This window comes from Pseudobdellovibrionaceae bacterium, from assembly GCA_023898385.1.
Taxonomy (GTDB): Bacteria; Bdellovibrionota; Bdellovibrionia; order Bdellovibrionales; family UBA1609.
This window is the reverse complement of record CP060220.1, coordinates 97,343-117,926: the sequence shown is the minus strand read 5'-3', so window position 1 is coordinate 117,926 and position 20,584 is coordinate 97,343. Positions and strand designations below refer to the sequence as shown.

Sequence of the window (20,584 nt, the reverse complement as noted above, 5' to 3'; positions counted from 1 at the left end):
ATTACAGTGACTTAGTGGTGATTTATTAAGCTCTCTCACCATGAGGGGGCTTAAATGGGTGCTAAACGGCTTAGATTAACGGGGGCAGAGGTGAAAAAATTCAGAGTGATAAAAGACGTGATGGATAAACGCATGCGTCAGAAAGAAGCCGCAGAGGTATTGGGGTTGTCAACAAGGCAGGTACGACGCCTTGAAGACCTCGTACGTCTTCAAGGCGCCAAAGGTGTTGTGCACGGTCTTGTCGGTCGTACAAGCAACAACGCTATATCTCCAGAGAAGGTGGAGAGGGTCAAGTCTTTGTGGGTAAATCAGTACCAGAAAGCAAATCTTAACTTCACTCACTTTACTGAGAAGCTCAATGAAGTGGAGGGAATAAAGATCAGCGTTGAGTCGGTGCGAAAAATACTGCGCAGTGGAAACCTCACTGACAAGAAAATGCATCGTCCCAGGAAGCACCGCAAAGAGCGCCCGAGACGTGAGAGTGCCGGCGAGCTTTTGCAACAAGACACATCACCGCACGACTGGCTGGGCACAGGGCAGGAGCTACAACTAATCGTGATTGTCGATGATGCCACCTCAGACCCGCTCTATGCACAGTTCTTTGAGCATGACGGGACTATGCCTAACTTCAAGGCCCTCGAACATGTGTTTAGAACTTATGGCCTTCCTATGGCCATCTACACGGACAAGGCCAGTTGGTTCCACTACTCAGGACAAGGAGTGAAGGTAGGTACTCACAAGTCGTACTTCGAAGATCCAAAGGAAGACAAAAAAGTCCTCACCCAAATCGGCAGAGCCCTTGATGAGCTGGGAGTCGAGTTCATAGCAGCACACTCGGCCCCCGCTAAGGGTCGCGTTGAGAGAATGAACAGGACTTTTCAAGATCGACTGATCTCAGAGCTCAGGCTTCGAAAAATAAAAAACATCGACGTTGCAAACGTATTTATCGAAGACGTGTTTTTACCTGACTTCAGGAAGCGCTTCAGGAAGGCGCCTAAAAGCCCCAGGAAAGCCTTTGTAGAGCTCTTTGACCCCAAGTGCTTACGGAACATCCTCTGCGCTAAATACACAAGTACAGTACGGCCAGATAACATCATTGCTCGAAAGGGCCTTTATAAAATCCAACTCCTGCCAGCCGCTCACAGAGCCAACTGGGCAAAGGCAAAAGTGGAGGTCAGCATCCACACCGATGGCACCTTGAGCGTGGTTCACGAAAAAACCAGAGAGGCAATCCCACATGAGGTGATTGAGTGTAAAAAACTAACAGAATTTAAGAATGGCTCAAAACGAAACACGCACAATGTGTCAGACTGAGAAAAGGGGACATTTCAACTTGGGAAAAGGCCAAAAAAACCGGACATTCATATTGACCCATTTACTTGAGTTACTTTCCTGCATTCTGTCATTTCGTCTGGTCATGATGCGTTCCTTATGGGTTTGAAGTTCACTAGCTTGAAGAAACGATTGACCTTTCTGTCGAGAGCTTCCTTTAACGCAAAGGGATTGAGGTTGTCGTATTGCCGCTTTAGACGAGCTTTCACTTCTGAGGATATGGTTGGTTCAGCCATGATTCGGTCATAGGGTGTCATTGGTTTTGAGTATTCTCGCTTGTACTTTGAACCTATTCTTGTCTTTCTGATTAACTTCATCTGCGGCATAAAATAGTTTTGCAACTGTGACCACTCATTAGCGTAAATGTCGTTCATTAACTCTATGAGTTCTTTTTGGTCTATTCTATGGTAACCAAAAAGCTGCCGTACATGAGTGTAGTTCTTCTGCTCAACATGGCACTGATCGTTCTTGCGGTATGGACGACCACGCTTTATCTTGTGTGCCTGGCCAAGTTGAGACATATAGTTGAGCAGCTGGTGATTCAAGAACTCAGAACCATTGTCGCAGCAAAATTCTTTAATTTTGAACGGAAGATTTTCTTCGATATTTGTAATACCGTTGACCACTCCTATGCCTGACTTACCCCATTGGGCTCGCACTTCTGTCCAACCCGTCTTAACATCTGTTAAGGTCAGACTCCAGGCAAAGACTCCACTTAACGAGTCGCCACAATGAGCGACTGTATCCGCCTCAACGACCCCAGCTTCATGGACGTTGTGATCCAGCGGCTTAATCGGGATCCTGTTTTTAAAGTAGTCACTGCCAGGCCTCGTGCCAGTATTGTTTTTTCGCTTAAGTTGAGCTTTGTAGCTTCGCAAGTAGCGGTCTATCGTACTTGCCCCCATGCTCATCAATTCTTCCTTTATCGCATCGCTGCAGTGGTTATAATCTTTTAACCACCGTGGCAGTGCCGCCCGCATCCGTTTAGAACACATTTGATCCATCTTCAGCCATACCTTTTTCAGATGGATTATGGCTCCCGCTGAGTACTTCCGCTTTCGACCAGGGTGGCTCTTTCGTTCACTATCAGGCCGATTCAAAGCCCTAATCACAGATTTTCTATGCCAACCAAAATTAAGACCAACCACATCAATAATTTTTTGCTTTTCTTGGTAAGAAGTAACTTGGTAACTCTGTCTCAAAAGTGTTAAATATTGATTTACAGCTCCGCGATCCATCGGTGGTTTCCTCCGTTGTTTCAATGCCTTAGCAATCACAGTTGTGGTAACCGTTATTATGAGGCAGCGGAGCTGTTTTTCACAATACCAAAGTCTCGATAGTAACCCCTTAAAATAACTAGTAACTCTCATTTTGAGGCAATTCGCATTTCTAAAATTTTTTAACATTTTATGACCTAGGGCTAAAGTTTCTTTGATTTTTTCCGATACATTTATTGAAGGGATGAATCAAGGAATATGGGCGGACGTATATCTTCTATTTCAGGATTTAGCTTAACCGAGCTCACGGTGACGATAGCCATCACGTCGATGATGCTATCCATGGCTTTTGGTCTTCCCACCTATATGGGTCAGCACGTTTCTCATATGGAAGGGCAAATGGAACACAGTGAATTACAACTCACGCTTTTGAATGCCCTTTCGCAAAAAAGGTCCTGCACCCGCCTATTTAGTAACGTCGAACTTGACCCCGAAGAGACAGCCTCTGTGCCCCTTAACCTACAGCTGCCTGGTTTCGGCTCTTTAACCACGGGCAGCCATTACGGCATGCTTGAAATCACATCTCTTAAAACCACGGGTTTAAAAAAATTGTCCGAGACGAGTGCGGTCACAGCTGTGTCGGTAAAATTTGAAGTGAAAGCGAAAAGTCGAAAATCACAACTTCGCCCTTTTAAAACAATTGATTTTTACAAGGGCCTTGTTGTTAATAACTCCACACATTTGATTGAAGACTGTCTTGATGACGGTCAAATCAACGATGGCGAGATCTGCACAGACCCCTCTTGTGCCGAAGAAAGTGCCGAACTTGGTCCGGTCAAAAACATATTTAATACCGGCTACTGTAAAAGTGATGATGGTTTGCGAGAGTACTTTTTGCGTTCTGTCACCATGGAGGGCGACCCCCTTCACAACTTGAATGGCCATTTTAGAATCGTCTTCCGAAATGCTCGTGATCCCAATATTATCGCGTGCGACAGCGGCTGGTACCAGGATTATACCAATCGTAAAACATTTTGTGGTGACTTCAAGGCTAAGATTGATCCGTCTACGCTGGCAGCTTCTTATACGCCATTGGGGCAGGTCAGTACATCAGATTGTCAAATTGAGGTTGAATTAGGCAATGAAATGCCGTGGACACAGATGATTTTAAGCTCAATCTCAATGCCCATGCACCAGAAAACAGGCACGCAAGCGTCCAGCAACTGTGTTCTTTCTGATCATGCCGGCGTGTCACCTACATTTGATTTTTATGTTGAAGATCTCGCATCCTGCATCGCATTCTGTAAACACAAACGGGTCTACGACGGACGCGTTGATGTTTGCACATACAATGGAACGCGAATCAGCATTCCAGGTGGGGCTTGGATACAATGATAAATTCCTACGACCTCATCGATCAGACTAAGAAATCTCGTGGCAGCGTATTGACAGTTGTTTTGTTTGTCATGTTTTTATTGTCACTTACTATGGTGGGGCTTTCTGCGCACGTCAACTACTTGACTCATTCGGCCTTTGTTGCCGACTTGAAGTTAGAGCGAAGCAATCTTCAACATCAGCTGAGTTTTGCGCTCACCGATGTTGCTCGATGCAATGGCTCTGTACGAGACATTATCGTGCCAGCCACCGATGCTGACAGCGCTGTCGTTGAACTACCAAATCCGTTGAGCCCCGATATGATTCAGGAAGGCGATTCCTTTGGCCGTCTTTCCCTGGGAGCCGCCTCACTAAAAAGAGGAAAGTTGTTATTTGAAGACCCAGCAAAAGAGATTCGCGAAATTTCGATATTTTTACCCGTAAGAAATCAAGTTGGCCGAGCTATCTCATTGAGGCCCCTTGAAATCGAACAGATCGTTGAAATAGACAAAATGACAAATAAGATGACCAAGTGTCTCAGTTACTCTTCTGCCGTCTCGTATTGCGCAGCCATTAACAAAGACTTTGATCCTTCGGCAGCGACGGCGTGTGTAGATGCCACCAGTGAACCCACGCCTCTGCCTCCGGCGACGCCGCCGCAAGGCCTAGATCCTGGCAAAGTGTATGCTTATTGCCAACTCAGAAACTACATGGCAAATGTCAGCATGGATTTCATTGCTGAAAAGACTCCTGGCGGTGGACTTGTCCGGTACTATGCCTCTGGTTTTGTTGGCGGATCGGCCTGTGAATCTGGCTGGATTACATCCCCTGGGGCGGCTCAGCCGGCCTGCTACACCCACGATGCAGCCAATGCCTATATCCTCCCCCAAGGCGATGGGATAAAAGGCGAAGTACACGTGAATTCACTTATAATGAACTGCACAGGAAAATATCAATCGGACCGATTTATTGGTGAAAATGAGATCCGCGAACTCTCCCGCCATAGTATTATTGATCGCAACTATAGAGATGGGCCCATACAATGGATGAGTAGAAATTTGATCGAAGGCGAATCCTGTGAAATTTTTGGCAATGGAACCTCCTCCCAGTGGGATCTTTATACTGGAGGAACAGTTGAAGACGATCATAATAATTGTATTGCAAACTGCAACGACTATGCGGCAGCGCACTCACTTACCAGCTTTAAATGCTTTGCTTCAGGAGTATTAGTCCGTGAAATTTAAACCTACCCAATTGGGATACAGTCTTATGGAAGTGATCGTGGGAGTCGCGCTCCTGTCAATTTTGGTAGGTTCCGCCTCCGCCATGATCAGTATGTATCAAAAACAAAGTTATATAGTCAGTCAAAAAATCAGTTCGACCAATTTGTCATCGAGAATAGAACAGGTCCTCTCTAGCCCGTCCCTGTGTTCGTCGGGGTTGATCGGTCAAACTTTGGATCTTTCTGAGATCCCTGAAGAGGGGCTACCCATTGAACTGACTTTACAAAATTCTGAAAGGCAAGTGGCCAAGGCCGGTGCATCTCTTGATGGAGTGAAAATTGGCCATTTATCTATTGTCGATGCCGCGAACGTGAATTCATATGATGGTCATACAGCCTACCGAGTTCGCATCGATTATTCGCCAAAATTAACTGGAAACGAAAACCTCAGCACCCGATCCCTGCAGTTTTCGACCTATGTGGTGAGCAATGATTCATCAGATGAAATCACGGCATGTGCGGGAAACCATGCTCAAGAGGACATTTGCAAAGCCCTAGGAGCTGACTACAACGGAGCCAATGACAGTTGTGTGCCACCGGCCGCAGAAGCGCCCCAACCGGCACCCGGCGCAGGCTCGGGGACTGGCCTATCACCCACAGCCGCTCAGCAAGGCAAGAGTGAACGCTACCTCGCTAACTGTGAGAGCGCCGATAAAACTCAAGAGTTCTACGCTCAGAGATGGGTGGATGGCGAATCGGGTCCACAACAATTTTACTTCTACATCGAAGGAAAGAATAAATTGACCAAGCAGGTGGTCTGCGCCACTGGCTCTAATGTACTACCATTTTCAAAGTCCGATCGATGCCACCCCTTTAAAGACGGCGTAGGTATGCGCGAGTCTGCATCTGGTGACGTCGAGGGATTGGTGGGCAACAATGTTGTTTGTACAGCCCAATGGAAACCCGATCACACTGGCGATGGCGGCATTTACGGCAAGAACACCTCGCAAGGGGAACGAACTAATTGCTGCATGGGCGGCCGCTCGCCAAACGTGGTGGATTACTGCGAAGCGGCCTGGCGTAGCTACAATTGGAACGACCCTGAAGAGTGGCAACAACCCAACTGGCACGCCTGCAGAAATGTTTGCCGAAATTCACCTTGCTATTACTATGGTCAGAGAATTGACTAAAATAGAATTGTCCGGTTAAATCACCCGTGTACCAATGGGCTTAGTGGGCGGTATTTTATCGAGCGGCAGCAGTTTTTCATTTTTAAAATACCGCACCACAAACACAGTAGCCCCAACGACCACCCCAGCGGCTTGCCCCCCTAAGTGGGCTGTATAGGCAATGCCGCCCATCTCGTCCAGCGTCCCTAAGTAACCTGCCAAATCAGATAAAAACCAGGTCACTAGTGTGATCCACGCAGGCAAATAAATAAATCCCACATAGCCTTTTACTGGCACAAATAGCATGTAAACATAGCGAACCGGTCGATTCCAAAACATAAAACAAAATAGTGACATTAATCCACTCACAGAACCGCTGGCACCGATTAGGGGAATCGACGATGCCCCCGACAATAAAATAAAGACGCCTGCAGCTAACGTGCCCGCCCCCAAATACAATACAAGTAGTCCAAGTGCACCAATGATGGGCTCAAGCATAGCGCCAAAAATCATTAAGAAAATCATGTTCACAGCCAAATGCACAAAACTGCCGTGAATGAATTGATAGCTAATCCAGCGAAGCCCGTCGAGCTGGCCTGATCGAAGACCAAAGTTGTAACTGGGCATCCGCTCTTGGGCGTCTAAAAGCTGCGCCAGTTTTGCGCGCCACCAAGTGACCTTCACCTGATCTCCTTTAAACGGATAGCTTGCCACCTCATTAACAAATTCGGTGTGCCGCAAGGCCAGGCCCCCTAATACCATCAGCGTGCTTTCGTCCCCCGCCAAGCCTCGCCTGGCCATCTCCAACATTGTAGGAGAGTACCTAATGTTGTGATCACCAATGTATTGAGCAAAAAATTGGCCTTGAGCGATGATGAATGTGTCGTCCCTCAGAGATTTCGACAGCACCTCTCTTACATCGTCGTCGCCTTGAAAATGTAAAAACACAAGGAGATTCATAAATACAAGAACCCAGGTGACCCAGCAACTTCGACACGGCAGTAGACCCCGAAGAAATGGAAAAATCATTGGCCCATACCTTTACTTCTGAGAACTTGCCTTTTGACCTGCTCATAAGCCTTCACACTGGCCAGTGACCGGCTCACCTTCTCGCCTCGGACTTCGTTTTCTAAATGCTCGACAAGTTGAGTGGCCAATTTCACGTGGCCCGCGCTATGAGCGGCCACGGCCAGCCATTGAGACTGATCTTCAGACAGAGCGCCCATTGAGAAGAGGCGTTCCCCTACCAGAATTATAGGGTCAATTAATTGTTTTTTCCGCAAGTCTTCAAAAAGTCGAAGCCCTGACCATTCCCACTCGACCCCTGGCTCTAAATGAGTCCACTGCCGAGATAGCTTTTCTAAAGATTCCCGATCTGTAGCCAAGGGCAAAAGCCTAATCACAGCCTCTGCCTTTACGGCCACATCGGTGCGATCGTTGACAATAAGATCTTGCAACTCTGAAGTGGCCAGTTTCTTATCAATCGCTTTGAGAGATTCGGCAAACGCAAGCCTTCTTACCTCGACATTGGGAATGCTTAAAGCTAACCCTTGATAGTCCACATCTTTTTGGTCATGGCACTCAAGAACCTTGAGATGGGCCAGATTGGCGACCACATCTGAAGAATCATACCCACGACTCTGCCCAGAGGCCTCCATGTTTGAACAAGCTAACGGAAACTCCCCGTCACAAGAAGACCCCAAGCTTTGCAAACACAACCAACTGGCCATTTGACTCACATGGGGATTAGACTCTCCTTGAAGTAGGGCCTCTGCTGCAGCCTTGGCTTCAAGGGTTCGCTTTTGCCCCCAATAGGCCATCACTCGATGACTGCTCAGAAAATTGGAAAGCGATGATTGTTGACCCAATTTATCAAGAATCTTCACCGCTTCGTCATACCGACCAAACCGAATCATTTGGCGCGTGGCCCAAACACCTAAATATTCAGAACCTGTACCCACCCGATCTTCTAGATCGGTCGACAGGTCAAAATCACCCGCAGCAGCCCATTGAGAAATCATGTGACTCATGACACAGTGAACTGACTTTTCATCCAATTCACACACTTTTTTCAAATAAGAATCTGAAAGTTCTCGTTCGCCGGAGTGAACAAAAGATTTAGCCAAGTAGGCCAGGGGTGTTTCGTATCCCGAGTTAAAAATCCACTGTGCCTCTTGATCCAAACAACTCTCATCAATCTCGCCGGCTGCAAATAAGGCCATCGCTACTTCAAGGCGACCTGCTTCGTTGTCATCGTGAGATTGCCAATCTGAAAACGCTTGGCCCACAGAAGGGCAAAGAGTCCCCTCGTTTTCTAGCAAGTGAGCCAACCGGCTTTGCGACTCGACTTCTTTGTAGACCTGCATCACATAGACAACAAAAAGCACTGAAAAAGTTCCGGCGGCCAAAGCCAATAAGCCCTTTGCAAACGACACTTCAACAAAATTCGGCGCGCCCACATGTTGGCCCCGCTTAGTTGTCACCACAATTGTGTCACACACGCGGTCATGCAACACTCGCCGTTTTTCGTTAATTAATGCGGCCAAGAAGGGCACGCCAACGGCCAGAACCTCAAGCTGCCAAATGATAGATCGCAAAAATGAATCCAAAAGTGTCGGATGCTCTGCAGACCAAATTTTTCTCACACGCAGACCGAATAAAATTTTCCCTAAAGTGCCACCAAATAACCATGTCATCACCGTCTGATAAAGCAACACAACAACAAACACCAACACCAACATAGCTACGGCAGCCATTATCGTGGCAAAGTTATCTCCAATTAAACTCTGTCGAGTGAGTTCCTTTCGAAAGGGGGCGATGACCACTAAAATAAAAGGTGATAAAACAACAAAAATATCTAAAACAGCCGCGGCCGCCCGATCCAAGGGATTGGCCAACTGGTAGGGGCTTTGCGAAGAGTCTACAGCGGCCTGTTCGTGTTTTGTTTGAACAGCGGCAGTTTTATGATTGTCCTGTGAAAAAGGATCTTTAATGACCATACGGGCTTATCGGCACCAATGCCGAAAAACCTAACTTTTATGGCCATTTATTTTAATTGAAATTACTCAGAATCTTCTGATGTCTGGACTTTCATCGCAAGCAGTCTTCCGTGGCGATCTAACGTAAACCGAACCTCGGCCACGGGTTGATGGGTGCTTGAAACCAGGTCATAGGTTTCTACTACTGATCCATCAACATTTTCAGTACTTACTGGATGCACTTCCGTAAATTGGTCTGGCAATAGGTCGCGGTAGGCTTTTAAAAAGGCCACTCGGTCGTTTACATACTTGGGACTATCCGCACGAGTCTGATCGTTTGAAAAAGCCAAACCATTGATTTTACCATCAGCAAATTGGACAGCGTACTTTCCTTCAAGTAGGCCAAACCGAAGATGATCTTCTGGTGATGGGCGATGACCAATACTGGCAATTCCACGTTGTGGAGTCGCAGCTAATTCTTTGGCCATTTGTTTTTCAAATTCTAAGTTTCTCTCGGGAAGACTGGAGCTAAGTGAAGTGCTTTGAATTTGACGTGAATCATCAACAAACGCCGTTTGAATCAGGCTGCTATTCATAATGGTCGCCACAAAAAGCACTGACAGTAATGAGCCACCCCAAATCACCTTTTTTGAGCGGTGTTCAACCGGCGGATTTATTACATTGCCTTTTGGCAAATTTGTTGGGGCTTCGACTTCTTTTAACTTTCGTCCCGGAAACAAAATAACATTGTTATCATGGTCTTTATCTGTCATGGCTCTTTCTCCCTCGATACCCCTATCAATTGCGAACCGTGTGCCGACTCAAATGCAAAACTCGGCGTTCTTTTTGTCTACGCTTTGTTCACTCAACTCCCGCAAATTGTCTCCGTCTCAAAATGAGACAACCGACTAACAAGTGGGCATTTATGATTTCTTAGAAACCTGTCGGCACAACATTCTGGCAACTTTAGGTCTGGACGGGGATTGCGACTTAGGCCAAAGCCACTTACAATATTTAAATGAGACATTTTAATTTGAGACACACCTTAGCGATCATCACAGTCCTTTTGTCGATTTCTCTTTCTGCTTATGCCCAGTCAAAGGGCCTGGCACCGAACGCCGTAGCCAGGGAACGCAAGGCCAAGGTCTATGCCCAAAAAGAACAATGGGATAAGGTGATTGAAACGCTTTCTAGCTATACAGATGTTTTGACCTACAACGGGCTCATGGACTTAGCCACCGCCTACAGAAACAAAGGCGACTTCAAGAATGAAATTCGCACGCTCGACATTGCTATTGCTGAAAACCCTACCAATTATGTGACCTACTTTTTGGAGGGACGCGCTCTGAAGTCAGATGGACAAATGGAACAGGCGATCATTCGATTTCGAAAAGTTTTAAAAATGCAGCCCAAACACGAGCCCAGCTATCAAGCGATTTTAGATATTTTTCTAGAACAAAAAAACAACTATGAAAGCCGCAATATTGTTAATGACATGATCAATAACCTCGGGGAAAAACCGCTTTATTACAGTCATCTCTGCCATCTCTTCACCTTAGACGCATTTTTAAACCAAGCCGAAGAAAACTGCAAAAAAGCTGTGAAGATGGCGCCCGACACCGAACAAAATTATATAGATTTGGGACGCGTGCAAACGGATCTTCAGGACATCGATGCCGCTCGTAAAACCTACTCAGATGCAGTTAAGAGATTTTCCAGATCAGAGCCTGTGCTCTGGGCTGCTGGGGATTTCTTTTTTAAACAAAAATCCTACAGAACAGCGGCGAGATATTTAAAAAAAGCCATCTCTATCAATACCGAATCGGCGCGCAGTCATTTAAGTCTCGCCCAAACCACTTTTGCCTTAGGGCAGTTCGATGTGGCACTTAAACAATTTGAGACCGCCTGTCGCGGCAACAAAGAAGCGAGCAAGCTTTTTAGACAAGCCTATGGCCAACTCGAAGCTGATGGCAATGGAACGTGGGCGCGAAAATTCAGTGAACGCCTCTATGTTTGCCAATAGCTCGAAGTATCCAACTGTCTTGGCCTTGCAAGGCTTCATTGAAATCATAAGTGAGCCACTCCTCGGGCCAAACGCCAGTCCCCTCCAGAGCATCTCCATGAATATTGGTGATGCGGGCCTCGGGAATCGATAATCGATAGCCCCTTCCAAGCAGAGGCAAATCATACCAAACGGCAAGCACAACATCTCCGGCAGTGGATTGACCCAATACGCGGCCTCGACCGCTTTGCCGAATGGCCTCTGCGAACACCTCCGTAACCGAAGCTGAATCTGCATCGATCAGAACTGTTGTTTTGCCTTGATAGCAACCGTATTCTGAAAATGTTTTCATCTCTATTTTTTGGGCGGATTGCAACTGCTCTAGTTGCTGTATATCGTCTAAGTCATCGGACAATTGCGGCAGACCCGTTTGACTTTTTCGCGGCTGCTCAATAGCGCCCACGCTTGTCGGAGTGCAAAAAAACGGAGATAGTGCCCTTAACATGGCCACAAAGTTGCCGCCGCTGTTGCCCCGCAGGTCCACGACGATATGTCGATAGTCTCGCATCTGAGCGACGATCTCCTGCCAAGATGATTTTCTGAAATACTCTGAACGAAAACTATCAATAGTCAAACGCCCGACTCTGTCCGCTATGGTTTTAAGCTCTGGCCGATGATCGATCTTTAGGGTGAACGGCATAATTTCAATAAGCAATTCTTGATCACCTCTTGTTATTTGGAAGACCCCTTTTTGCGATTGCACTTGCCATTCATTTTCTACCCACTTTCCATTAATGGATACGACAATATCTCCGAGCCGCAATCCTGCCTGCTCTCCTGCACTTTCAGCGATAACCTTTGAAACTATAAACTGACCATTAATACCTACCACCCTCAACCCGGTGTCCACGTCCTGACCTTGCCACATCCTTCGATCTTCCGAAGGTGAGTAAATGTCCAGATGTGATATTTCCATCAAAGTCAGTTGGCTGTGGATTCGCTCAATGTATTTGTTTTTTGATTCAAAGAAGAAACTCTGTCGCGCCTTACTCCTACAGGACTTGGCCCATTCCTGTAGCTTTTCAGATGCATCCATGTAGCGTGACTCGACTAAATCACAGATCGATTGAAAAGCGTGTACACGGCTAGACACACTCACGCAGCGACTGGCTACGATAAGAGAACTTAGAAATAATACTGTTGCCAATATCCAGGGTCGTCGACTCATAGCGGTTTATCTTCAAAAAAAAGCCGAGCCATGGCAAGCTCGGCCTTGTGATATTTTTTATTGTATAGAGCTCAGCGTATTACGCGGCTTTCTTTCTGCGACCACGACTTGTGTCGATGCCGTATTGTTTTACTTTTCTATAAAGTGTAGCACGCCCGATACTAAGGGCTTTTGCCGCTTCAGTGAGATTGCCGTTGTATTCTTTAATGGCATTCTCAATAGCAATGCTCTCAAGCTCGTTCATGGTGTGAACGCGCTTTTTGTTATCGTAATTCCGCGTGCGAGCACCAGGAAATGGTAAAATTTTAGCGCCGCTGCTTTCTTTGCTGTCCATAACCTTAAGTTGCGAAACAAAGGGTCGGCTATCAAGAAGACGGTCCCATTCTTCAGGTGAATAAACTTCCACTGAAGATTCTGAGCGAGCGCCTAGCTCTTTAGCTTCACTAATGACCTTGTTGTCATCACTAACGACTATAAACATTGTACGTCCCATTTTAATACCTCCATAAGGTTTCAAAAAACTTGTCATTGGCTCATTTCAATAAACCTATCGGCAGGTCTAGCCGAAAAGATTAGGAAAAAATTGCCTATTTTTCTCATTTTTAGATAAGTACTCGAAATCAGTACCAAAATGGGATTTGGCAACACTTCCTTTAAATCCAGGGCTTTAGCCGCTAGTTTTCTCAAAAAGATACAGATTACAGAGGCTTAGCCGGAGGCGGCTCTTGTTGGGCCAAAAAGCAAAAAGCCGGCAACTATTGCCGGCTTTTATCTAAGAATCTAAAAAATTTTTGGTGGTCTAAATGCTATCGACGACCTGATTTAATCTTCACCTGCATCTTAGCAATTAGATGCACGGCCATTTTCTCGTGAACTTTACACATTTTCAGTTCGTCACGACGATAAGATCTCTGGCTGGGAGTGAGTGTTCCCGTCTCAAGCTCCATTTCATAATCGAGCTTGTTGCTACGAATGCCTTCTAGTTCTTTTGATTGCTGCTTAAACAACTTGTTCACACCACTGAGTGGGGCCACATCCAACCAAGTTTCTTTATTTTTATACCATGCTAACATTCGCAAAAACCGAGCTTTGTTTTTTGCCAACGTAAAATTGGGATAATCGTTTTCTTCAAGATTTAAAATATTATCGATCTCATCAATGTAACGGAGATCATCGTCCATTCCATCAATGCCCAAAAATCCAGCGGCCTCAGGATTAATATTTGCGTCCATCGCTATGTCATTGTTCATTAGATCAGAGTCTACCACTCACATTCCTCCTCAAATTTGGGCAACACCCCTGGTGCCGAAAGGCTGAGGGCGCGCTTTGTTATACTCGAAATCGCTTCATTTATCAAATTTTGACCGTGCCGCTAAATGACCCTGACATGTGATTTTTTCAGGGTTGTAAACGCACAGGTCAGCTTCAAATTCGGCATCAACGGCTCAAACCCTCGTCCAATGGATCTGAGCGCCATCGTCACTTCACTGACTATCTATAGCAAATTTCAGACACAAAACTGGTCAGTGTTTGGACACGAGCTGTTCGCCACGATTCTCAACTACGAACTCACCAACATTTTTCCTATAAACAAGCCCGCAGCACACAAGAGTAAACCGGCCAGGTTCTGGCCCACTACGTTGGTTAGGGCCATTCCATACGCCCCCCTCTCCAAAAGACGCATGGTGTCCAATGCAAAGCTTGAAAAGGTGGTAAGGCCGCCCAAAAACCCAATCACTAGGGCCGTCTTCACGGCACCGGGCACCAAAACCGTGGGTTGGCCTCGAAAATACGCAAACAACACTCCGGCCAAAAAACATCCCAAAAGGTTCACCACCACAGTGGCCCAAAAATGAGACACTGAGGACATCCACGAGTTCACGCCAAATCGCAACGCGACTCCAAGCGCCCCAAATAAACTGACCAAAAATACAATCACGCCATCCCCCTTTGCATTAACAATCACAAGTATTGTGAGTCTAGAGTCAGACAATCACGACTCATCATGCAAAGACTTTTGTATCAAATTGGTCAAAGCTATAAAGTTTTTTTTGAAGTTGGCCGACGCAGTCCGTATCCTGAGAGTCTTGGCTGCAATTTCAGAATTTGTGTTGGCCAAGTTCTGTTGATACCGAAAATAAGACTTGCCCCATAAGGACGAAGGGACCCATGAGATACCCCTTGAAAATTTTAATTCCCATTGTGACGCTGGCTATTTTGGCCGCAGGCCTAGTTTATGCCTACCCCATTTCTGCATTAACGGCTCTTTTTCAGGCGCAACTGCAACTTAAGCAAGTTCACTCAGAGACCTATCGAGATGTGCATGTGTATAGAAAGAACTATTGTTCTCACCCTGAAGAGTGCCAATGCGTATTACTTATTCATGGGCTGGGTGATGAAGGCCTCACTTGGAAGCGCGTTTTGATGGGTGAGGGGCTCACGAGTCCTCCTCCTTCGGTTCACCTATTTGCTGTGGATTTACCCGGCTCCGGCGACACGCCAGCTCTTAAAGACTCTCATGATTACCGCATCTCCCATTTGGCTCGCGTGGTTAAAGATAGCGTGATGGATCAGTGTGAGAGCTGGGTGGTCGTGGGGAATAGTTTTGGCGGATGGATCGCTGCGGAAATAGCGTTGAGTTACCCGACACTATTAAGTGGCCTGATGCTTGAAAACGCCGCGGGATTAGATCGAGATTACAGTGATATTTTGCCGGCATTTGTGGATCCGAGCCCCGAAAGCTTGCGCGAATTTCGGGCTAAAGCCTACTACAATAGCTTTCCAGTTCCCGATTTTATTGCTCAAAGTGCGATTCGAAAATTTGAGAAAATGCCCATTATCCAAATGCTAAAATCCCAGCAAGGTGGCACGGAGTTTCTCGACCACCGGATTAAACAAATTCGCATGCCCACGGCCCTTTTGTGGGGGGACTCCGATAGAATCATCCCCCTTGACCATGGTATTGAATTTGCCAATGCCATTCCACAAGCCTCTCTTCGGGTGGCCAAAAATTGTGGTCACCTCCCCCACAAGGAGTGCCCCCAAGACTTCTGGACCAGTTTTCAACGCCTTTTAGACCAAGTACAATAAGTCGAGACCTATGAGTTGCGGAGGCCAAATGGCAGAGTCATCGCCCATTGACGAGGGTTTATTAGATTATCTTTTTCGAGACCAGCTGGCTGGGGATCTGGGAACGCTCACTCACCTTATTGACATATTTTTTGACCACACCCCCGCGCGTATTCAGGCCATGGGTGAGGCCCTTTCGCGAGGTGATCTCAATACTTTAGAGCGAATGGCTCACGATGTGAAATCCAACGCCGGCACCCTGGGCGCAAAATCCCTGCAAGATCACGCCCGAGACATTGAAAAACACGCACAAGCCCACGCTGCTAGTGCCATATTGGCAACTCTTTTGTCGAACCTTCAGGCCTGTTATGATTCAACAGCGGCAGCCCTTACCGAGAAGCTTCGCAAATATGAAGAGGCCGTGTAATCTTGTTCACAAGCCCGCCCCTTGCTTGACTCATACCCGAATGAGTCGATATCAAGAGCTCCCGATAAACTAAAAATAAAATTAGGTTTGTTTTTTTCGGTTTGGTGGTCCGTATGTTGAAATCAATATGTTTACTTTTTTCGGCCGTACTTGCCGCTGGTGCATCAGAGTCCGTGGCTGGCGGCCTTTCTGAAAAGCGAGTGCGATTCTCTCCCCTCCCTCTGCCTCTGACTGAGCCTGCTGCAAAAGAATGGGTCACCGCTTTTAAAAACCAGGCCAATGCCTATATGATGAGATCAAACTCTGATTTTGGTAAAGCGCTCAACTGGTATCGAAATTTTTCAGACTATGATCGGCATCTTTATAACTACCATGTTCAAGTTCGGCCAGTGGAAGGCTTGAATAACGTCTATGTGGCTTTATTTTACTCACGTCTGCACATGAATAAATCTTTGATACGTCCGTCACTGTTTCAAGACGGCGGCCCCGGAGTGGAAGTGGGGCATGTAGCAAAAGGCAATGAACTGTTTTATCACGAATCTATCGAAGCCGCTCGCGGCTTGAATCTTCGAAGGCGCGATCTTATTCAGTTTGCAAAAGCCACAGGTGGGAACCTGCTGCCTGAAGAACAGATGATCTATAATCACATTTTACCCATCTTAAATGGCCGACATCGTGGCGGCGATTATTTTCTGATTGGGCTCAATGTTGTGGGCTTTGCTCTAGATACCTTGGGTCACGAGATAGCCCACGCCCTTTTTGACAGCTACCCAGCTTACAAGAACACTATCAAAGATTTTTGGCAAAACACTCTGACAGAATCAGACCGCGAAGAGATTCGCAATAGGTTAGCTTTTGCCTACGAGGGTGAGGATGTCATCATTGACGAGTTTCAAGCTTACTTGTTGCAACCCAAAGTACCCGTCGCCCAATCGGAAGTTCTCGAGGATTTTGCTGAAAAATACAGCCATGCATTGGTTGAAAAACTCAATAGTCTCGGCCTGCCCAATCCAACATTTGGTTTAGAGCCTAAGAATCGATGCGGCGATCTTTTAAAGACCGAGCAGTAGCTCATTGATACAACGGCTGTTGTTCGAAACCCCGCTATTGTCTGGATTCGCTGCCCACATCGAGACTTCCGAGGCCCTGTGCTGATTTAACGCGACCAAGCGCACCCATAGATTGAATCCAACCGACGAATGCCTGAAAAGTGGACTTGTAGTGAAAGTCATACAATAGTACGATTATAAACTCAGTGGGGGCGTCTATGACCGACAGAGATCAAGTTGCCAGTTTACTCGCAAGCCACAAAGGTGAGTTGCGAAACCTAAAAGTTGAATCAGTACATCTCTTTGGATCTGTTGCCCGTAACGAGGGCAAAGAAAACAGTGACCTTGATGTTTTGGTGGCGTTTTCTGAACCCGTCGGAATGTTTCAATTTTTAGAAGTTAAATATTTTCTCGAAGGATTGTTTGGGTGCAAAGTAGACTTGGCAACAGAACAAGCTTTACACCCTCATCTCAAAGAACAAATTCTTAAAGAGGCCATTCGTGTCGCCTAGAAAATGGGACTTGAGAGTTTCGGATATACTCACCAGTATTGAAGACATAGAAAACTTCACGCACGGGATGACTCTTGACTCGTTCCGTATGGATCGAAAAACGGTCCTTGCAGTTATTCGCTGCCTAGAGGTCATTGGAGAAGCCAGTCACAAGATTCCTGTGGATATTCAAGTAAGAAACCCTGAAATCCCGTGGCGAAAAATAAAAGATTTCCGTAATTTGCTTATTCACGAATATTTTGGTGTAGACCTATCGATCGTATGGAATACCATCCACACCGACCTACTCCCGCTTAAACCTGCGTTTGAGAAAATAGCACCTAAATAGTGAAGCTGACTTGATACGAGATTCCATTAAAGCCATTTTAGCCATTTTATGTATCACCATCAATAGTCATGTCTCTGCCAGCACTTCACTATCCATAATTCTGGCCGCTACATTTATCTAGATACCATTGCTAGGGTATGTATACATCGTGACGCCCGAAACGGTGCCGTTTTGAAAGGTGCAGGTGCCGTTGGCCTTGTAGTCGCCGTGACCCTGATAGACGCCGAAGTTGGGTGAGTAGATACAGGCCTCACTTGACTCACACAGACCGTCGTCGTCGCCGATTTTATCGTTCATTATTTCTACGGCGTTTCTCAGATAGGTGTTGGCCCCATTTGCATTAGAGTCGGTCAACGTTAAGTTGCCATCTACGGCTGCGGGACAGGCGCTTCCACTGATGAAGGGGTCATTTTGATTGAGGCCGTCTAGGGACGTGTTTCTGAACACAGTGTCGGTGGATTTCAACCTCCAGTCGTACACAGCGCACATTGTACCTCCCGTCGCACATGCCCCCCGTGCAGCACTGTCGCGCCAATTTGTAGAACTCCGGCCCCAGGCTCTCAACGGATGCTCAAAGTCAATAACGGTATCAAAATCGTTTAAATTTGAAATGGCTCCGATATTGGTAAAGTCCACATCACTTGAAATATCAAACTGAGTTATGCTGTCGTCGAAAACCCTGCCAACAAAGGTGTCGCTAAAATCCAGACCAGTTCGATGAACGGCATCACTTGTTCCAACATTGGCGCAAGTGCCATTTTGTAGTCCATAATTTGTACCGGCACCTGAGTAACTGCAAGTGACCGATGGGGTTAACAACAAGTTCCCGGTAAACTTCCAGTTATCGCCGTCGTATCCATTAAAAGGCAAATCCATGGCCAAATTTGAAAACACAAAATTGTTAGATGACGTATGTCCAATTTGCCATCCATCATTGTTCGCCGTTACAAGATTGTGAAATACGTTGTCGTGAACTCTATAAAAGTAGTGCCCTTGGGAAGCCGATTGCGAAGCAATCACCGTATTTAAAAACGAAGAATGATGAGTGTACAGAGTAAACCTGGCCTGGTTACAGTTGACCAATAAAGTATTAACAAATGTCATCGAGCCGCCAGTCATATAGACGCAATAAGGGGAGTTAGAAACCACAGTATTATAAAACACGTTATTCGTTAGATCTCCGGTAATGGCCCGATTTGAGTAAGCCACCTGGGTGTTTACAAAAATATTGTTTCCGGTACCCGAAAGGCCAATGCCATCATCAGAGTGCCCCAATATTTTGAGATTATTAAATCTTGAATTCGAATTAAACCCTGAAGAGAACCCAATTTGACATCCATACGTTGCCACGTATGAAGCCTCAAGCCACGATCCTAGCGTAAGGGAAACACACTTGTAGACTGAAGCGGTGCCTTTTATGCGAAGATTTTGGATTTTCAAATATTCTGATGACTGGGCCAAAAATGCCTGGATCGCATCACCCTCCTCAATGGAAACATTTCTGATTTGGCTGTACTTTGACCGAATATCTAGAACGCTGGTGCCTACCGTCTCGCCAAAGCTCCCTTCTATCCATAAAAACTTGGCAGATGAGTCGGCAATGAGTGATTTGTTAAGATCACTTTCTAGAGTGGCCCCTGATTTTACTACAAAGCCCACTTTGTCAGCCGTGACCGTAAATCCGTTGGCCGTGAGGTCTTGTTCCAAAACATAAATTGTTCCTGCATTTGATAACGTGAGGTTACCCGCAGTGATCGGTGCAATAGAATTGCTCCACCAGGTGGCGAGCGATGACGAGTGAGTGGCACTACCTGATTTTTCAATCACAACACGAAGAGGTAAGAACTCTGTGACACCGACCAGATCGGCGAGGCCTTTGCCATTTTTCAATCCCGTAGAGTAAACCACTACTGGATCTACTGTATCATCACATTGCCAATCAAAGACTCCTGCTGAATCATAAGCACTTACGCCGGTGCAATCGGAGCCCAGGTCTGGGGCCGCAAATTTATTGACCTCGGCAACGTGAATACACAATTCGGAGAGATAGTCGCCCGTTTCCGTGCCATCACAAGGTGTGTTGTCGGCATCAAGTAGATATGTTCCGTTATTTCGAACATAGTCATTCCAATTGCTGTTGCCTGGATAGACCACTTCTTTTGTTAATTCTTTGAGTGTCAGGACAGTGAATTCGCCCTCAAAAGACACCCCCAAAGCACAAATACGCAATGAGTAATTCGTGCCGGGGCTTAAATTTAACAAAGTTAACGTTGTTCCTGACATATTTTGGGCCGGCACCTGTAGACCTTCATCGCAGCTTGCGGGAGCCGTATCCCCCATTTGATAGCTGGCCAGGTAGCCTGTCGCACCCACGACCACTGGCCATGAAATTTGCCCATGATCATTGAGGACGTTAGACGAACTAATCCCCGTAATTTCGCCTGGGCCCGCGCCACTACCAGACAATGCTATTGCGCCCTTTATGCGGTTGTCCGCCAGCTGGCAGCCAACAAGCATTAAAGTCATCAAGAAGCCGCCAAGCCACGCAGACAACCAAGGTAACGTTCCATTTTTGTAGGGCGACATTTTGCCTCCATATTAAGCACTCCATTAAAATTGATATACTTAGTATCGTCTGATGCGGTGAATAACTTTAGTTATTTTTGCTGTACTGCTC

The 20,584-nt window shown here is 46.4% G+C and carries 18 protein-coding genes and 1 pseudogene; 10 read left to right on the top strand and 9 right to left on the bottom strand.

Annotated features, from left to right (window positions below):
• Positions 1-54: 54 nt before the first annotated feature.
• Entirely contained in the window at positions 55-1,314 is a 1,260-nt protein-coding gene (locus H6626_00470) for an ISNCY family transposase (protein USN47599.1), read from the top strand.
• A gap of 101 nt (positions 1,315-1,415) precedes the next feature.
• Here H6626_00470 and H6626_00465 read toward each other — a convergent pair whose 3' ends face one another.
• Positions 1,416-2,570, bottom strand: a complete 1,155-nt coding sequence (locus H6626_00465) for an integrase (protein USN47598.1) — start codon at positions 2,568-2,570, stop codon at positions 1,416-1,418.
• 237 nt (positions 2,571-2,807) lie between these two features.
• Between H6626_00465 and H6626_00460 the strand changes: the two genes are divergently transcribed.
• From H6626_00460 to H6626_00450, 3 genes are read left to right on the top strand one after another with little or no spacing between them, the layout of a single operon-like run.
• The gene (locus H6626_00460) at positions 2,808-3,944 is read left to right on the top strand and encodes a hypothetical protein (GenBank protein USN47597.1); all 1,137 of its coding nucleotides are present in this window, start codon (positions 2,808-2,810) and stop codon (positions 3,942-3,944) included.
• The gene (locus H6626_00455) at positions 3,941-5,167 is read left to right on the top strand and encodes a hypothetical protein (protein USN47596.1); all 1,227 of its coding nucleotides are present in this window, start codon (positions 3,941-3,943) and stop codon (positions 5,165-5,167) included. Before H6626_00460 ends, H6626_00455 begins: the two co-directional genes overlap by 4 nt.
• Complete coding sequence (locus H6626_00450) at positions 5,157-6,335, top strand: prepilin-type N-terminal cleavage/methylation domain-containing protein (protein USN47595.1); 1,179 nt, start codon at positions 5,157-5,159, stop codon at positions 6,333-6,335. Before H6626_00455 ends, H6626_00450 begins: the two co-directional genes overlap by 11 nt.
• Positions 6,336-6,350: 15 nt before the next feature.
• On the opposite strand, the gene H6626_00445 is transcribed toward H6626_00450, so the two are convergent.
• From H6626_00445 to H6626_00435, 3 genes are all read right to left on the bottom strand, one after another.
• Positions 6,351-7,262: a rhomboid family intramembrane serine protease gene (locus H6626_00445; protein ID USN47594.1), complete on the bottom strand. Its 912-nt coding sequence runs from the start codon at positions 7,260-7,262 to the stop codon at positions 6,351-6,353.
• A gap of 77 nt (positions 7,263-7,339) precedes the next feature.
• Complete coding sequence (locus H6626_00440; GenBank protein ID USN47593.1) at positions 7,340-9,313, bottom strand: RDD family protein; 1,974 nt, start codon at positions 9,311-9,313, stop codon at positions 7,340-7,342.
• Between the two features lie 62 nt (positions 9,314-9,375).
• The gene (locus H6626_00435) at positions 9,376-10,065 is read right to left on the bottom strand and encodes a hypothetical protein (GenBank protein USN47592.1); all 690 of its coding nucleotides are present in this window, start codon (positions 10,063-10,065) and stop codon (positions 9,376-9,378) included.
• A 260-nt stretch (positions 10,066-10,325) separates the two neighbouring features.
• Between H6626_00435 and H6626_00430 the strand changes: the two genes are divergently transcribed.
• A complete protein-coding gene (locus tag H6626_00430; GenBank protein ID USN47591.1) occupies positions 10,326-11,315 on the top strand; it encodes a tetratricopeptide repeat protein in 990 nt (329 codons plus the stop codon).
• Here the strand turns inward: H6626_00430 and H6626_00425 are convergent.
• The 4 genes and pseudogenes from H6626_00425 to H6626_00410 form a co-directional block, all read right to left on the bottom strand.
• On the bottom strand, positions 11,287-12,522 hold the full coding sequence (locus H6626_00425) for a PDZ domain-containing protein (protein ID USN47590.1): 1,236 nt from the start codon (positions 12,520-12,522) through the stop codon (positions 11,287-11,289). The genes H6626_00430 and H6626_00425 overlap by 29 nt on opposite strands.
• A gap of 79 nt (positions 12,523-12,601) precedes the next feature.
• Positions 12,602-13,051, bottom strand: a complete 450-nt coding sequence (locus tag H6626_00420) for a hypothetical protein (GenBank protein ID USN47589.1) — start codon at positions 13,049-13,051, stop codon at positions 12,602-12,604.
• 277 nt (positions 13,052-13,328) lie between these two features.
• A pseudogene (locus H6626_00415) lies at positions 13,329-13,718 on the bottom strand (hypothetical protein).
• Positions 13,719-14,083: 365 nt separating this feature from the next.
• A complete protein-coding gene (locus tag H6626_00410; GenBank protein USN48913.1) occupies positions 14,084-14,461 on the bottom strand; it encodes a CrcB family protein in 378 nt (125 codons plus the stop codon).
• A 242-nt stretch (positions 14,462-14,703) separates the two neighbouring features.
• Here H6626_00410 and H6626_00405 point away from each other — a divergent pair, with 242 nt between their 5' ends.
• The 5 genes from H6626_00405 (at position 14,704) to H6626_00385 (ending at position 17,907) form a co-directional block, all read left to right on the top strand.
• Entirely contained in the window at positions 14,704-15,612 is a 909-nt protein-coding gene (locus tag H6626_00405) for an alpha/beta hydrolase (protein USN47588.1), read from the top strand.
• Between the two features lie 28 nt (positions 15,613-15,640).
• Entirely contained in the window at positions 15,641-16,018 is a 378-nt protein-coding gene (locus H6626_00400) for an Hpt domain-containing protein (protein ID USN47587.1), read from the top strand.
• Positions 16,019-16,131: 113 nt separating this feature from the next.
• A complete protein-coding gene (locus tag H6626_00395; GenBank protein ID USN47586.1) occupies positions 16,132-17,088 on the top strand; it encodes a hypothetical protein in 957 nt (318 codons plus the stop codon).
• A 197-nt stretch (positions 17,089-17,285) separates the two neighbouring features.
• The gene (locus H6626_00390; GenBank protein USN47585.1) at positions 17,286-17,579 is read left to right on the top strand and encodes a nucleotidyltransferase family protein; all 294 of its coding nucleotides are present in this window, start codon (positions 17,286-17,288) and stop codon (positions 17,577-17,579) included.
• Between the two features lie 67 nt (positions 17,580-17,646).
• Positions 17,647-17,907, top strand: coding sequence for a DUF86 domain-containing protein (locus H6626_00385; GenBank protein ID USN48912.1), 261 nt, complete (start codon positions 17,647-17,649; stop codon positions 17,905-17,907).
• A 117-nt stretch (positions 17,908-18,024) separates the two neighbouring features.
• Here H6626_00385 and H6626_00380 read toward each other — a convergent pair whose 3' ends face one another.
• Positions 18,025-20,493 carry a fibronectin type III domain-containing protein gene (locus H6626_00380; GenBank protein ID USN47584.1) on the bottom strand — a complete coding sequence of 823 codons (2,469 nt, stop codon included), beginning with the start codon at positions 20,491-20,493 and terminating at the stop codon, positions 18,025-18,027.
• Positions 20,494-20,584 lie beyond the last annotated feature (91 nt).